A 15778-nucleotide genomic window follows, 5' to 3' on the forward strand; every position below is an offset into this window, starting at 1 on the left:
CCAAAACATCCAATCCAATTTTAGAAAAAACCAAAATAACAGCGGACTTTTCATCCAAAAATAAAGAAACAAGCACCAATAGGAGTGCTTGTTTCTTTGTCTAAAAAGGTCTATTCTCTTTAAAAATCTTTCGAATTATCTTGCAGTAGCTCCACCGTCAATAACGAACTCTGTTCCCGTTGTGAAAGAAGATTCATCAGATGCAAGGAATACAACTGTATGTGCAACTTCTTCGGTATTACCCATTCTTCCAAGTGGATATGCGTTATTTAATTCTTCTGTTGTACGTCCAGTTGCTTCTGAAGCGTAATCTGTCATGGCAGTTTCAATGAATCCTGGGTGAATAGAGTTTACACGGATACCTTTTCCAGCGAATTCAATAGCAGCATCTTTTGTCATGATGCGTACAGCACCTTTACTTGCCCCATAAAGAGCATGTCCAGGAGCTCCAAATAAACCAGCAATTGATGAAGCATTAATAATAGAACCTTTATTTTGTTCTGCCATCACAGGTATTACGTGCTTCATACCAAGGAAGACTCCTGTTACATTAATAGACATTAAACGATTCCATTCATCTAATTCTATTTCAGTAAGAGGTTTGATGATATAGATTCCTGCATTATTAAATAATACATCGATTTTATCGAAATGGCTTTTTGTTTCACTAACAACCATTTTCCAATCGTCTTCGCTGCTTACGTTATGTTGTACGAAAATGGCTTCAGCACCCATTGCTTGAATCTCTTGAGCAGTGTTCATAGCTGCCTCTTTATTAATATCAGTTACGACTACCTTTGCGCCTTCTTTCGCAAATTTTAAGGCTGTTTCTTTACCGATTCCAGTTCCTCCACCAGTAATAATTGCAACTTTGTTTTGTAATCTCATAATAAACTCTTCCTCTCATAATTAGATGTTTTTATCAAAATATATTAAGCAATCTTTTTTACATCCGGTTTAACAAACAACAAGAACAATATTGAACATAATAGGATTGCACCTGACACCAATAAAACAGAATTATTATATCCTTGAATAATATTCTCTTTTGATAAACCAATAATAAATCCAGTAGCTACCGGGGCTATCATTCCGCCTACATTTTGGAATGACATTAAAATACTTGCCATAAGTCCGCTTCGCTCCGGTACTAACCTCATCATAATTTGTGGTCCAATCGCAAAGTTTGCACCCGTTAAACCATAAGCTAGACCGAATGCAATGACAGTCCAAATAGGATTTTGTATAAACACCACAGAAATAAGCAACAGACTGCCAATAGCGGCAGCAACGCCAGTCACTAATACACGGGATAAACGCCAATTTTGTGTTTTTGCTAGTACTTTGTCAGAAATCATCGACACTAGGAAAATTATTGCAGCAGAACTTATTCCAATTAATGAAACAGATATCCCCATTTGACTAGAAGTCAGACCTATTACTTTAGTTAAATAGTTCGGCATCCAGATTGCCGTCCATACGACAAATATAAATGAAGAGAAGGCTAGAAATAACGTGAAAAGTGAAGTTGGTGAAAAAATTGCCATTACTACTTCTTTACCACTTTTCTTTTGAATACTATTTTCGGCCGCTTTTTTTGTTGCTACATTTTGCTCTGTACTAGAAGGGCTTTCTTTTGTAGTAAATATAAATAGGAGAACCCAAATTACACTTATCCCTCCAAATACGGCAAAAGCAACTTTCCAGCCAAACGTTGTAAGCCCAATGATAATAGGCGCTAAAACTAACCCACCTGCTGTGGCTCCTAGAGTAAATAAAGAGCTTGCCACTCCGCGTTTTTCAGCAGGGAACCACTTATTGATGTGGCTCATTGCCACTGGACCAAATGGACCTTGGAAGATTCCTAATAGTACTCTATATAAAATCAGCGCACTAAATCCATTAATCGCTAGAGCTCCAAATTGTATGATGCCCCACGATAGTATGAGAATGGAAAGTACTTTTTTTGTTCCAAACCGATCCGAAAGTGCAGCACCGATAATTCCAGCTATTGGAAATAACCAATAGTAAGCACTTCCCACTAGACCCCATTGGCTAGCATTCAATCCAAGATCATTCATAATTAATTCCGCTGAAAGACCGATTATATTTTTTCCAGAGAAATTAATTAAATTTCCAAAGAACAAAAATGTAATAATGCCCCAAAGAACCCAGTTATATTTCCTGGTCGATTTCAATGTGTTGTCCATCTAGATGTTCATCTCCCCAAAAACATTATTCATGAATTTAACCCGATATCAGGAAAAAGTAACAAATCTTCCAATTATAGTTTGGATTCACTCCAATTTCTTCTATTAAGTCCGTTTGAAAAATTATTTCAATATTTTAATTGTAATTGATCCCCTATATTTCACATGTCAAAGCGTGTTGCGGTATAATAAAAGTAGGTCATCTATCCTACACACTAATGATTATGTGATATTTACCATACAATGAAGGGAATCTATAATTATTTTTTATGTTTATAAGCACTAATACCAACGTCTTTAATTGATGAAATTTTACTCAAGAGTGATTCCGTGAATTGAAAGTAGTCACAATTTGTTCACATTTATTATTTTACAATGTCACAGCAAGCTAGAACTATCCTATAAATTAAGGTTAATTGTTATTTCACCCCCTCAATATATAGGTAATTTTTTGTTAAAGGAGAGATAATAATAAATGCGCTCTGATTCATTTCCCTATAGTGATATATCATTTGAGGAGTTTAAAATCTTTCTAAAACAAAATAAAACCAAACTTCAAATGAATATTAATGTACAAATAAGATTAGAAACAAATATATCTAAAGAAGAACAATCTATTGTAGAATTTCTTGCAAGTTCATTTTTGGGGATTTTAACCGAAACAGACCAAATTAAAACCCAATCCGATTTAGATACCCTTTTAACTGCCTGGATACAAACGTATTCAATGACTTTGGATTATCATTATTTACACATACTACACCTTATTCTAGAAAAGTCTTTGGCAAATTTATTAAAAAATTCAACTGATGTAAAGGAATATTCGTATATATTTTACTTGCCTATTATTGCTTCAAAAATTTCTAACCTTTTTTCAAATTTGAAGAACACGATTATTACTTCCGATGATTTTCATTCCCATTCATCTCAGAGCTTGTTATCTTCATATTTGGAATTATTTCCGATTCAACAACTTTTCCTTGTTCAGCATCATAATAAAACTAGCCCTATCACATTTCGATGGGGAAGAACAGAACAAGAAACGATCCAAAAAATACCTTTTTATCCGTTTGCAGATATAAAAAGTGACCAATTAAATGAGATATATGAGCAATCGCTATTATTAAAAGTTGGTGAAACTAGCATTTATATCTATCCCAAAACAGCATTAGAAATGGAACAAGAAGAAACAATCAGAAATTATCTGTTACGTTTTAATGATTTTGCTAGTATTAATGCACAATTTGAAAAAACTTTACTAAAAAAACTTAAAGTTCTAGATCAACTTACTAAAGTTCTCATACGCTACTCGGGTAGAAATGACTTCATAAACATAATAAAGGGATGCGAGGAGCTCCTTAACTTTAAAAGATGTGTTTTCTATGCATATATTCCTTGGTCAAGTGAGTTTAAAGGCGTAATTGGTGCAGAATTATCGAAGGTTCAAAAAACACAAGGATACGTATATCCGAATCAGTTGTTTCATACCATGCTCATTACAAAAAAACCGGTATTTATCAAAAACCCTGTACACTCGGTAAAAAGTGAGACAATTGAGTTATTCAGCCTATCTTCACTAATTGTTGCTCCAATATGTTATAACGAAGAAGTTCTCGGTTGGATGACTTTAGATCAAGTAGGACAAGAGTTTGATTGTACGCAAGAGGATTTACAACTTATAGAGGAAGTTTGCAATAGAATAGGATTATTTTTAAAGAATTTCGATCATAATGTTTCACCAAGTAATAATTTCGAATTAACTGATCGCGAGTTAAGTGTTTTAACGCTTTTAGCAGATGGATACGATAATAAGAAAATGGGGGAGTTCCTCCATCTAAGCGAGCATACAATTAGAGATTACATAAGTAGTCTTATGTTAAAGTTAAAAGCTAAAAACCGTACCCAAGTTGTATCTGCTGGTTTCCGACTTGGATTATTGACCTAATTTCTAAGCCAATAGCTTTCTCATAATTAAGGGATTGGTTCTTCGAAGTCATTTATCGATTATTAAATTGAATAAGAAAAATATGGAGAACTAGTTCAATAAAAATACTTAATACAACAAATATTTATCTACACAAAACAGCACCTTCGACCAGTAGTGGAAAGGTGCTGCTTCTATTTATTAGGGAAAATGCACTTACTTATGGTACGGTTCTCTGCACTATCCTAAATGCGATTCCCCCTACTCTTCATTACCGTACCGATTTTGCTTACCCATCCATTCATTTGCCTCTCGCCATTTAACTTTTTTAGCAGAGATCCAGCTCACGCCACTTTCTATATTTTTTTCAGGGTGCCAATCAAATTCATTGGCCCAATAATAATTGTCTTCGTACTTTAATATATTTGCATCCTGTATTATTGAATCATAGTTTTCCGGACTTGGTATAATATGAATACCTGTCACACTTTCAAAAAAGATTTCAATGGCAGATGGATTTTTATACTGGCGTTGAAATAGCATTTTAACATTTGTATCTAATTCCCAGGGAACAGCCATTGCTAAACTTTCACCTACATAAGTACCTGTCCACATATGTAATTCCTTTAAGCAGCCATCATGAAAATAGCCAAAGTACTTTAATAAATAATCAATATCAGATTGCTTTTTTATTTCGAACCAATTCATATGCATCTTCCTCCAAAATGGATAATATCTCCAAAATAATTCGTTAAAACATGTAAAATACCTTTCAAAATCAACAAAAAACCACCTAAAACATCGTTGATACAATGTTCTAGATGGTTCTTTTCATATACTGCCTTTACTTATGGTACGGTTCTCCGTAATAGGCTTTAGTGCGATTTTTATACAACGCTTAAATATAAATCGAATGTGTCCTCAGTTTTATGTATCCTGTGTAATGTATACACAGAATACATACTTAATTATTATATCTCAGATTTCCATGCTATAATAATTAAGTAATAAACAACAATTGTTGACACTGAATAATGGTAATTACAAATTAATCAAATTAGCATTATTGGGTGCCAAACCCATTAGAGTTCTTCAGGAACAAAGAATTCTACCGCAGCATCTCCTTGTGAGATGTTGCCTTTTTTGTTTCCATGAATTTTTTGGGGCTACCAATTAAAATTATGAACAAAAGCGCTTTGCCATAAACGTAAACAATAGCATTTTCAATGTTGCCTTCTGCAAAAATTTATATTTTCATACTTATTAAATTAAAACCACCTAAGACGTTTCAAGTTCAACGTCCTAAATGGCCTTTTTTAAAACCGCACTTACTTATGGTACGGTTCACCTAATCCATTAATCCAAAAAGGTGTAGTCTTCTCCTAATGAGAAGACTACACCTTTTTAGTAAACTCTATAAATGAAAAAACATCTGCCTTAGGCTTCCATGTAAGAAGAAAAAAGCAGGCATTTTCCAAAACCTAATTGTAATACAGGTTTTCAGTCGGATATACTGGATCATTAGTGATGTCGATTCCAAGCTTCTTAAAGGTCTGTTCGTTTTCCCTATTCAATATAACCGTAGAATGAGCTTGTGTGTCTTTTAAATTCGGCAGTTGCTTATAAGCCAGCTCAGAAGTAGGGTTAGTGACCGCACTGATTGCCAGTGCAATCAGCACTTCATTGGCGCTTAGTGTCGGAACTCGGCTGTTCAAATCATCGGTTTTCAACCGTTGAATCGTCTGCAAAATCATCGGTGACAGTAAATCAATTTCATCGGCAATATTGGCCAATTTCTTCAACCCATTCAGAATCGCGGCTGCCGAAGCATCCATCAAAGTTGTCGTTCGACCGGTGATCATCTCGCCATTTGGCAGTTCTATCGCAATTACGGCTTGCAAATTCGTGCTGTCAATTCTCTCTTGGATTGCTTTCGCATAATTACGGGCCGGCAATACAGGTGCCCGATCCTCTTTCTTTAAGTCAGTCTCTTCCAAAATCACTTGCATATGGCGTACACTATCTTCATCGGCAAGCCCTTTTTTATAGTCGTTCTCTACGACAAAACTGCGCCGAATGATTTCCTGCCTGGCAGCTTCTTGCACGACCATATCGTCGGTGATACCCGATTTTAGACGATTAACACCCATATCGGTCGGTGAGCGGTAAACAGACTCTTTACCAGTAATCCTTTCAATAATCCGTTTGATGACAGGAAACGTCTCAATATCACGATTATAATTGATCGCTACTTTCCCGTATGCTTCATAGTGATAATTGTCAATCATATTCACGTCTTTCAAATCGACGGTAGCCGCTTCATAAGCGATGTTTACCGGGTGCTTTAACGGCAAGTTCCAAACCGGAAAAGTCTCAAACTTGGCATAGCCGACTTTATTCCCCAGTTTATTCTCATGGTAAATTTGGTTAAGGCAGGTTGCAAGCTTTCCGCTGGCCGGGCCAGGTGCCGTTACTACCACGATTGGCTTTGTCGTTTTAATATAGGGATTCATCGCAAATCCCCCCTCGCCAATGACCGCTTCCACATTTGTAGGATAACCTTTGATTTCACTGTGGGTGCAGACGCTAATTCCGCTTCTCTCAAGCTTGGTCATAAATACTTTGGCTGTTGGCTGTCCTTGATAACGAGTGAGCAAGACACTGTTGACAGAAATGCCATATGCCCGGTATTCATCAATTAAGCGCAAGACATCTTGGTCATAAGTGATACCGTAATCTTCACGGACTTTGTTCCGTTCGATGTCTCCAGCGTACACACAGATGATGATTTCCGCATTTTCTTTCAGCGTATTCAATAATTTGATCTTGGCATCTTCATCAAATCCAGGCAAGACACGCTTGGCATGTTTGTCGCCTATCAATTTTCCGCCAAATTCCAAGTAAAGTTTATCATACTGCTGCACCCGTTCTAGGATGTAGGCAGATTGTTCTTGCAAATATTTCTCCGAATCAAATCCAACTTTTTTCATTTAATTTCCGCCCGCCTTCTATATTTGAAGCTTTCTCTTAAATCGATAGATAAAAACGCCTTAAGAGAGAATACTAACTAAAATACATCTTTTATCATTATAAAGCTTTTAAAAAAATAGACAAAGGAAAACTGGCTCAATCATTTCAGTGATTGGGTCATTCTAATAGGTTCATTGACCTTATCATGAATGTATTCATCCAAAATAACTGAATTTGGGCATGAGGAGTTGCCCCGCTTAACCTATTTATAGTTTAGCATTCCGAAACTCAAACAGTTGATCAATTCTTTAACACTCCTAAATGGCAATCAGCCTTTGCGAATTGGTTACCATCTAAAAAAAGAAACCTTTTTGTCCTTACATAGTTATGAAATTTGAAACTGTGTATTATGAAGTTTGCTATATGTTCCTCCAACTTCAATCAGCTCATTATGTGTTCCTTGTTCTATCCTCAGATGGGCCAACAAGTACAATTGTTTCTCCCCCTCTTTACGTTAAAGTTAATATTACTGAGGACTGTTCCTTTTCCTTCATAACCGAATGTTACATATTTGTATTCAATGTCTCCATTTAAATGTTAACATCCATAGGATTTAGATTATCTTTCCCATCAGGTGCAGTGTTTAGCAAATCCAAATAACGACGAAAACCCGCTATTCCTTTTGGATAGGTTTCAATAACTGAATTAATTTGATTTATCGGCGTAAGGAAAACGTTATAATTTGGTTTAATAACTGTATTATCTTCAGCATTTGTACAAAACATGTATAAGTTAGAGTTTATTTAATATTATAAACCTCATTTACTTATGGTACGGTTCACCCTTAATAATCCTAAAGCTCCGATAAATTTGCTCGACTAAAACTAGCTTCATGAGCTGGTGAGGTAATGTCATTTTGCCAAAGCATAGCTTTTCATCAGCACGTCGCATTACATCGTCGTGTAGGCCGAGTGAGCCGCCGATGACGAAGGCGACTTTACTTTTGCCGTATGTCATGAGTGCGTCCAGATCCGCGGCCATTTCTTCGGATGTTTTCATTTTGCCATCAAGTGCAAGTGCAATGACGTGCGTGTTGTCGCTTAGCTTTGCTAAAATGCGCTCGCCTTCCTTCTTTTTCACGATTTCCATTTCCGCATCCGATAGTTGTTCGGGTGCTTTTTCGTCTGGGACTTCGACTAGCTCTACTTTTGCATAGCTACCGAGGCGCTTTACGTATTCATCAATTCCCATTTTTAAGTACTTTTCTTTTAGTTTTCCTACTGATATGATGGTAATATTCACAGCTTATCCACCTTTACATTTCATTTACAAACACGTTATCCACAAAAGTTATCCACATATCAACAAGAGAATTCAATATATTGTGTAAAGTTATTTACTTGATACTATATATGTAGCTTGCTCTTCACAGTAAGAACATTTTGTGGATAACTTTTCTTCTTCGGTTAATTTATCCATAATGGGGAACTCTTCCGTCTCTGCAACAAACATGTCTAACGCGTGATCTATATGTGTTTCACAACTAAATTTTTTCATTTTTTACGTCCTCCAATAATCTGAAATTTCCACAAACTTATACACATTTTCGCAAATGTTATCCACAACCTATTGTAACAAAGAAAAAACAAGTAGGAAAGAAAGTGCTTTCTTTCACTACTTGTTGTGTACAATTTAATATCTTCCGTTTTAGTTATCCACAAATTATAACGTTGTTTTATTTACTAAAACTAATTCTAACTCGACTAATTTACCTTGGCGATATACTTTCATTTTTAATTTATCGCCCACTTCTTTTTCATTATATAAATGTTTTCGTAGTTCGATGGAGTTTTCGATTTTTTTGCCATCCATTTCGACAATTACGTCATATTGTTTTGCGCCTGCTTTATCCGCTGCTGAACCTTTTACTACTTCCGTAATAACGACACCCGTTGTTACTTCTTCAGGTATGTTCAATGTTTGTTGCTGATAAAATGCTGGTACCTCTGTTAAGTCAAGTAATGAAATACCCATTGCTGGACGTTGTACTTCACCTTTTAACTCTAACTCCTCAATAATTGGAATAGCACTGTTAATTGGGATAGAGAAGCCTAAGCCTTCAACAGAAGACTCCGCAATTTTCATGGAGTTAATGCCGATTAATTCACCTGCGAGATTAATAAGTGCACCACCACTATTCCCTGGGTTGATTGCTGCGTCAGTTTGTAAAACTTCCATATTCCAATCTACATAACCATCTTCGTTTAAATCCATCGGAACTGAACGATCTTTACCTGATACGACACCTGCCGTTACGGAACCGTAAAATTCTAACCCTAATGGATTACCAATAGCGATAACTGCTTCTCCTTGCTTTAATACATCGGAGTCACCAAACTTGGCAACAGTCGTTACATTTTTACTGCTAATCGAAATGATTGCTAAATCTGTCCAAATATCACTACCGACTAATTCAGCATTTTCTTTAGAACCATCAGCAAGTGTTACTTCTACTTGTTGTGCATCACTAACTACGTGGTGGTTTGTAACAATATAAGCTTTGTCCCCAGCAATTTTATAAATAACCCCAGAGCCACTACCTGCTGCCTGTGTAGTAGATTGTTGATTCCAGAAGTTTGATACTTGCCTCATATTTGTAATACCAACTACTGCCTCTGATACTTCCTCAACAGCCTTAGTAATATCAGTTGTTACTGCAGTAGCTGTTTGTGTATTATGCTGGTTAGGCTGATTAATTGCTGTATTCGTACCTGGCAGTTGTCCAACGAGCGAAGGTAATAATAGCCACATTAATAAGGCACCGACTATTACTCCTGAAAGGCCGCTAACAAAATAGCCCGTTTTATTTCCCCCTTTATCCTTTTTTGCACGTTTTTTATTTAGCTCTTCTTCTTCTTCACGTTTTAGACGTTCTTGAAGAGGTGTTAATGGTTCCTGCTGTGTAGGTTGTTTTTCTTCATCATTATAATTCATCTAAATCTTCCTTTCGATTATTTCTTAGTATTAGCATACACATAAAACATTAAAATTAGATGAAAAATAATTAAAACTACATTAAAAAGAGTTTTATGCGATGTGCATAAAACTCTTTTTTATAAAATCAAACCGTTACGAGCTTTGTCGGTTGTTCTGCATCTGTATCATGAAGATGCACGAATTCCCCTGTAATAATACCGCAAGACTGCAATGTTTGCGATACACTCATACGTGCTAATTCTTTCATATTATTATCTTTACTTAAATGTGATAAATAAATTTGAGTTGGTTTTTCAAATACAACATCACTCATTGCAACTGCTGCATCCTCATTTGAAACATGCCCTACGTCACTTAAAATACGGCGCTTAATACTCCAAGGATATCGACCCATTTGAAGCATTCCGATATCATGATTACTTTCAAAAACAAAAGAATCCGCCCCGCGTATATGCCCTTTCATCCGGTCACTGACATAGCCTGTATCAGTAATAACCGCAAGCTTCCGGCCATTTTCATGAAATACATAAAACATTGGATCGACCGCGTCATGGGAAACAGCAAATGATTGAATGTCCATCGAACCAAATGTTTTCACTGTCTCCATATCAAACTGGAACCGCAAGTCTATTGGAATATTACCTATATGGGTTTCCATTGCATCCCACGTTTTTGCATTAGCAAATATCGGAACATTGTATTTACGCGCTACAACACCGAGCCCTTTTATATGGTCACTATGCTCATGCGTCACTAAAATACCTGAAAGCTTTTTCATATCACGATCAATTTTAGCGAAAAGCTGTTCCATTTTTTTACCACTCAGACCTACATCGACTAAAAATGCATGGTCATCATTTTCTACATATACTGCGTTTCCTGTACTACCACTAGCTAAAACACTAAATCGCATGTGTAAAACTCCCTATTCTTCTTCCTCTACATCTTTTACATCTAACTGCATATCGATTACTTTCCCTTCGACTGCATTAACAAAAAACTGTTCATTCATTCCATCCGCAGTTTCCACACGGACTTCCCATGTTGGTGCAAATACTTGTGTTTGCGTAAGCTGCACAAGTGTCGAGTAGCCTAATTCCATACTTGTTATATGTGAATCTGGCTTTAATAAGTTTTTCGCGTACAATGATTGAATGATTTGAATTGGTGTGAATATATTTTTTTTCCGATTTAATTCTTCTAAGTTTTCAAGCATCTTTTGCTCATACTTGTACACTTCGCCATCTTCATTGAAATACACTTTTACGAAACCGTTATATAGCGTGCTATCATTCATACGTTGGAAGCAAATCGCACTACCTTCATCTGCATCAATATTCCATACTTTATAGGAAGAACCTTCATAAACATACTGTTGTAAAAATTCTTGAAAACTTTCTACTTCATCTATGCTACGCAATTTAATTGGCTCTCTTAACGTTACAACTAGCGTATTATTATCGCTTTCTATATTATACGATTGTTTCGCACTTACCGGGAGCTCATCAATATTAAAGTTTTTTACCTTACCTGTAATATATGTTGCCGTTTCAATATTAGTTGGCAAAGCATCATAGGTTATATTATCTTCCTTTAAACGAACTTCAATATCTTTTTCCCCAGGTTCTTCAACTTTCTGTGCCTCATTATAGTTATTTAAATACTGCAAATACAAAAAGATATTTAATATTAAAAACACAAAGATGAATATAGATTTTGTTTTACTCCAATCCATATTCAATCCCCCCTAATCGTTCAGGCGTAATATGCGTCCAACCAGCATCTGTAATCATAAACCAGCTGGGCACTAACGTGAACCATTCTACGTTTTGATTTTGTACTAAATAATAGCCTACAACAATATCTTTTACATCCTGAAGCTGATAATCCGTATGATGTTTAATATACTCTAGTATTTCCGGACCAGAAGCTAGTTCTTTCACCGTTTTCTCTCCCGGAATATCCATAATAAGCGAATAGTAAGGACGACGATAACGGAAAATGCGATCATCACCCCAAGTTGTTGTAATTCGTGTTAGCGTGTCATTACTATAGACCGGGTAGCCTTGCAAGTACAATTGATATTCTGTCACATGCTTTTGTAAATTCATTGCTGAAAATCTATAATCTGCTGTAATCCCCCCGTGCTCGTTCAAAAAATCAAAGCTGTCTTCAAACAAACGGGAAGCTGGTATGAGTGATAGACTCTCCGCTGCAGGATATACATAGTTAATAATTTTGCTCTGCGTATCTACTGTCATGAGCGACATTCCATCATCATATTTTTCATATTGTACACTTTCAATATTTCTCTGCACGATATTTGGATCTGTAAATAAAATATTTTTAAATAAATTTGGTGAGATTTCATCAATATAATACGTGTATTGTGTCAATTCAATGCCATCACTTACTGTATAAAGTGATAATGCATCTGGTCGCTCAACCTCTACATATTCAGCAAAGTTTAATGCCGGCTTAATAAAACCACGTAAAAGTTTTGTTTCATCAAAGACTGTCACATATGAACGGTATGATGTTCGATTTTCAGTACTAATAAACAAAAACTGTAATTGACTGCTTGTAGCTAGGCGACTCCAGTCAACAATAATGCGGTTAAAAGTTGTTTCCGGCAAATCTTTATCACTGAATGGTAAAATTGTAGAAAATGCAGGCAACGGCACATCAGTTGGGAAAAATAACGTCATGCGGTCGTTTATACGTTGCATTTCGTTTATTTTTACATCTGATAGATTATTATTAATTAATGTAAAATCTTGTGCCTGCATTTTTGGTATCATGGACATAAAACTATCTATAACTGTACTTGATACACTACCTGTAAAAACGTCATCTTCTCTAAATAATATTCGGTAAGGTTTGATTACTTGCTCCGCTGTCTTTTTATTACCGATGTACACTTGTTCTACTTGCACATCTTCCATCGTTTTATAATTTGGCTGGTAGCTCCAAGCCATAAACGTCAGCAACAAGCTAAGAGACACAAGGAGAAATAGAACAACAGATTTTATATGTTCAATATATTTCATTCCCAATCCCCCGCTTCATCAAGTTCATAAGGCAATGTGAAGAAAATTGTTGTACCTGCACCTTCCTCACTTTCTGCCCAAATTTTACCGCCATGTGCTTCAATCATTTCACGCGCAATAGCAAGTCCTAAACCAGACCCTCCCATTGAACGTGCACGAGCTCGGTCTACACGGTAGAAACGGTCAAAAATACGGCCGACATTTTCTTTTGGAATACCCATCCCATCATCTGAGACCATTACTTTTAGCATCGTGTCATGCACCGTAAAGCCAAAGCGAATATTGCCGCCATCTGGTGAATATTTCAGTGCATTGGAAATTATATTATCAATAACTTGTGTTAATTTATCTGTATCAATATCCACAAAATAGCTAGTTTCTGGCAGCAAACGAATAAACTCTACATTTTGCGATTTTGACATTTCAAAACGGTCGATAATTCGATTGAAAAACTTATTAAATTCAACAAAGTCTTTATTTAGTTCGTAATCTTGACTATCCATTTTCGATAGTTGAAGTAAATCATTTACGAGGCGGATCATACGCTCGGTCTCTGTTTGTGTTACATTTAAAAACATCGGTGCAATTTTTTCGTCACGCCATGCGCCACCCTCTAGCGCTTCTAAATAGCTACGCATTGTCGTTAATGGTGTACGAAGCTCATGCGAAACATTAGCTACAAATTCACGTCGCTCCATATCGATTTTTTCTTGTTCCGTAATATCATGTAATACGGTAATTAAACCATTAACAAAGCCCGTTTCCTTTTGAATAACTGAGAAATTTGCACGTAATATATACGGCGCATCATACGTACTAAAATTTAAATTAACTGGATCCTTTAAATGAATTAAATCTTCAAAGCTATACTCCTGATCTAGTCCAAGAACTGAAGCAATCGGACGATTCATCATTGTTTCACGTGAAACATGTAATAAACTAAGTGCCGGCTCATTAATTAAAATTATTTTACCTTTACGATCCGTTGCAATAACTCCGTCTGTCATATTACTAAGAACTGATGCTAACTTTCGACGCTCCGCTTCAGCTGTTGATTGCGATTCTTGTAGACGATTTGTTAAATGATTAAAAGCAATAGCAAGTTGTCCAATTTCATCTGTCCCATAAACACGAACTTTTCGAGAGAAATTCCCTTTTGACATCGCCTGTGCTTGTTTACGCATATCCGATATTGGTCGTGTTATTGTACGCGCTACTAAAATCCCTAATATTATTGTAATAATAAGAGACATTGCCGTCCCCGCTGCAAAAATACGGTTAATTTCGCTCATTTGCTCAAATACTTTTTCAATATTCGATTCAATATATATGACTCCGATTACTTCACTGTTCGGACCAACTGTTTTAAAAATCGGCTTGGCTAATCCCCAAACACGCTTATTTGTATTTTTTTTATAAAATATTTTTTCTTTATAAATTTCCGCTTCCATAGACTTACGAACAAGTTCATCCGTTGAACGTTGCCCGACAATCGATTGGTTATTTCTGTCAGATGTAGCTAATATACGATAACGATTATCAATAACACGAATTTCATTTATATCGTCTGTAGTAAACTCCCGCAAAATGACACTTAAACTTTCTTCAAGCGATGGTGTCGTGTCATTTCGTTCTTTTAATATTTCCTCACGAATACTATATTGGACAAGATCAATACTTTGGGAAATAGATAATTGGAAATTTGTTTTTAAATTTTTCTCTAACTCTTTTGAGAAGTACATTCCAATTATTTGTAAAGCAATCATAATTAATAAAATATAAATTAACACAAGCTTTACATGAATTGACTTAAAAAAGCTAACTTTTTGCATTCATTTTACTCCTGCTCAGGATTTCGTAAATAATAGCCTACTCCTCGACGTGTCACAATCCATGTAGGATGACTAGGGTTGTCTTCAATTTTTTCACGTAAACGGCGAATCGTTACATCCACTGTACGAACATCACCAAAATAATCATAGCCCCATACCGTTTGTAGTAAGTGCTCGCGTGTCATTACTTGGCCAATATGTTTTGCCAAATAGTGTAACAATTCGAATTCACGATGTGTTAATTCTATTGCCTCATCCCGTTTTAATACTAAATACGCATCCGGTTGGATTGTTAATGAGCCAACGACGATATCATTCGTTTCTTCTACTACTTCCCCGACTTGTGTTGCGACATTAAGCCTGCGCATATTAGCTTTGACACGTGCAATTAGCTCACGCGTACTAAATGGTTTTGTTACATAATCATCTGCACCCATTTCCAGACCTAGCACTTTATCAATCTCAGACCCTTTAGCTGTAAGCATAATGATTGGGAAGTCATACTTTTTTCGAACTTCTCGACATACTTCCATACCATCACGCTTCGGCAGCATAATATCCAACAACATTAAATCCGGCTGCTCTTCCTCTATTTTTTCTAACGCCTCATCACCGTCATACGCACAAATTACACGATAACCTTCCTTTATTAAATTGAACTGCAAAATATCCGCGATTGGTTTCTCGTCATCTACAACTAAAATGGTTTTACTCATATCCATCTTCCTCTCACTAATTTATTTTTATATACATTTGTTTAATTTCAAATTCAGTCTACTTTAACTCTATCATGCT

At 36.0% G+C, this 15778-nt stretch carries 13 protein-coding genes and 1 pseudogene; 1 reads left to right on the plus strand and 13 read right to left on the minus strand.

Going from position 1 to position 15778, the window contains the following annotated elements; all coding sequences use genetic code 11:
- Positions 1-135 precede the first annotated feature (135 nt).
- Positions 136-888 (minus strand): SDR family NAD(P)-dependent oxidoreductase, encoded by a 753-nt coding sequence (locus AAFN87_RS18115; RefSeq protein WP_347792462.1) that lies wholly within the window; start codon positions 886-888, stop codon positions 136-138.
- A gap of 44 nt (positions 889-932) precedes the next feature.
- Entirely contained in the window at positions 933-2210 is a 1278-nt protein-coding gene (locus AAFN87_RS18120) for an MFS transporter (protein WP_347792463.1), read from the minus strand.
- A 475-nt stretch (positions 2211-2685) separates the two neighbouring features.
- Here AAFN87_RS18120 and AAFN87_RS18125 point away from each other — a divergent pair, with 475 nt between their 5' ends.
- Positions 2686-4155, plus strand: coding sequence for a LuxR C-terminal-related transcriptional regulator (locus tag AAFN87_RS18125; RefSeq protein ID WP_347792464.1), 1470 nt, complete (start codon positions 2686-2688; stop codon positions 4153-4155).
- 240 nt (positions 4156-4395) lie between these two features.
- On the opposite strand, the gene AAFN87_RS18130 is transcribed toward AAFN87_RS18125, so the two are convergent.
- The 11 genes and pseudogenes from AAFN87_RS18130 to yycF all read right to left on the minus strand — a co-directional run bounded on the left by AAFN87_RS18130 (position 4396) and on the right by yycF (position 15699).
- The gene (locus AAFN87_RS18130) at positions 4396-4842 is read right to left on the minus strand and encodes a hypothetical protein (protein WP_347792465.1); all 447 of its coding nucleotides are present in this window, start codon (positions 4840-4842) and stop codon (positions 4396-4398) included.
- Positions 4843-5615: 773 nt separating this feature from the next.
- Positions 5616-7124 carry a DUF1846 domain-containing protein gene (locus AAFN87_RS18135; RefSeq protein WP_347792466.1) on the minus strand — a complete coding sequence of 503 codons (1509 nt, stop codon included), beginning with the start codon at positions 7122-7124 and terminating at the stop codon, positions 5616-5618.
- A 453-nt stretch (positions 7125-7577) separates the two neighbouring features.
- Positions 7578-7841 (minus strand): annotated as a pseudogene (locus tag AAFN87_RS20105) (multidrug ABC transporter ATP-binding protein); the annotation flags it as partial.
- A gap of 85 nt (positions 7842-7926) precedes the next feature.
- Positions 7927-8406: a 23S rRNA (pseudouridine(1915)-N(3))-methyltransferase RlmH gene (gene rlmH / locus AAFN87_RS18140; protein ID WP_347792467.1), complete on the minus strand. Its 480-nt coding sequence runs from the start codon at positions 8404-8406 to the stop codon at positions 7927-7929.
- 90 nt (positions 8407-8496) lie between these two features.
- A complete protein-coding gene (locus tag AAFN87_RS18145; protein ID WP_347792468.1) occupies positions 8497-8661 on the minus strand; it encodes a CxxH/CxxC protein in 165 nt (54 codons plus the stop codon).
- Positions 8662-8826: 165 nt separating this feature from the next.
- The gene (locus AAFN87_RS18150) at positions 8827-10098 is read right to left on the minus strand and encodes a S1C family serine protease (protein ID WP_347792469.1); all 1272 of its coding nucleotides are present in this window, start codon (positions 10096-10098) and stop codon (positions 8827-8829) included.
- A gap of 127 nt (positions 10099-10225) precedes the next feature.
- On the minus strand, positions 10226-11014 hold the full coding sequence (locus AAFN87_RS18155; protein WP_347792470.1) for an MBL fold metallo-hydrolase: 789 nt from the start codon (positions 11012-11014) through the stop codon (positions 10226-10228).
- A 12-nt stretch (positions 11015-11026) separates the two neighbouring features.
- Positions 11027-11836 (minus strand): two-component system regulatory protein YycI, encoded by an 810-nt coding sequence (locus AAFN87_RS18160; protein ID WP_347792471.1) that lies wholly within the window; start codon positions 11834-11836, stop codon positions 11027-11029.
- Positions 11823-13151: a YycH family regulatory protein gene (locus tag AAFN87_RS18165; protein ID WP_347792472.1), complete on the minus strand. Its 1329-nt coding sequence runs from the start codon at positions 13149-13151 to the stop codon at positions 11823-11825. The genes AAFN87_RS18160 and AAFN87_RS18165 overlap by 14 nt, the downstream gene beginning before the upstream one ends.
- Positions 13148-14983, minus strand: a complete 1836-nt coding sequence (gene walK, locus AAFN87_RS18170; protein WP_347792473.1) for a cell wall metabolism sensor histidine kinase WalK — start codon at positions 14981-14983, stop codon at positions 13148-13150. The genes AAFN87_RS18165 and walK overlap by 4 nt, the downstream gene beginning before the upstream one ends.
- A gap of 5 nt (positions 14984-14988) precedes the next feature.
- Positions 14989-15699: a response regulator YycF gene (yycF, locus tag AAFN87_RS18175; protein WP_347792474.1), complete on the minus strand. Its 711-nt coding sequence runs from the start codon at positions 15697-15699 to the stop codon at positions 14989-14991.
- Between the last annotated feature and the right edge of the window lie 79 nt (positions 15700-15778).

Origin of the sequence: Solibacillus sp. CAU 1738 (genome assembly GCF_039888725.1) — a bacterium.
GTDB lineage: Bacteria > Bacillota > Bacilli > Bacillales_A > Planococcaceae > Metasolibacillus.

Excerpts from the sequence above, each read along its gene's own strand:
- AAFN87_RS18165 (WP_347792472.1), bottom strand. The coding sequence starts at position 13,151 with ATGAAATATATTGAACATATAAAATCTGTTGTTCTATTTCTCCTTGTG.
- AAFN87_RS18125 (WP_347792464.1), top strand. The coding sequence starts at position 2,686 with ATGCGCTCTGATTCATTTCCCTATAGTGATATATCATTTGAGGAGTTT.
- AAFN87_RS18120 (WP_347792463.1), bottom strand. The coding sequence starts at position 2,210 with ATGGACAACACATTGAAATCGACCAGGAAATATAACTGGGTTCTTTGG.
- AAFN87_RS18160 (WP_347792471.1), bottom strand. The coding sequence starts at position 11,836 with ATGGATTGGAGTAAAACAAAATCTATATTCATCTTTGTGTTTTTAATA.
- AAFN87_RS18135 (WP_347792466.1), bottom strand. The coding sequence starts at position 7,124 with ATGAAAAAAGTTGGATTTGATTCGGAGAAATATTTGCAAGAACAATCT.
- AAFN87_RS18150 (WP_347792469.1), bottom strand. The coding sequence starts at position 10,098 with ATGAATTATAATGATGAAGAAAAACAACCTACACAGCAGGAACCATTA.
- walK (WP_347792473.1), bottom strand. The coding sequence starts at position 14,983 with ATGCAAAAAGTTAGCTTTTTTAAGTCAATTCATGTAAAGCTTGTGTTA.
- AAFN87_RS18130 (WP_347792465.1), bottom strand. The coding sequence starts at position 4,842 with ATGAATTGGTTCGAAATAAAAAAGCAATCTGATATTGATTATTTATTA.
- AAFN87_RS18155 (WP_347792470.1), bottom strand. The coding sequence starts at position 11,014 with ATGCGATTTAGTGTTTTAGCTAGTGGTAGTACAGGAAACGCAGTATAT.
- AAFN87_RS18145 (WP_347792468.1), bottom strand. The coding sequence starts at position 8,661 with ATGAAAAAATTTAGTTGTGAAACACATATAGATCACGCGTTAGACATG.
- AAFN87_RS18115 (WP_347792462.1), bottom strand. The coding sequence starts at position 888 with ATGAGATTACAAAACAAAGTTGCAATTATTACTGGTGGAGGAACTGGA.
- yycF (WP_347792474.1), bottom strand. The coding sequence starts at position 15,699 with ATGAGTAAAACCATTTTAGTTGTAGATGACGAGAAACCAATCGCGGAT.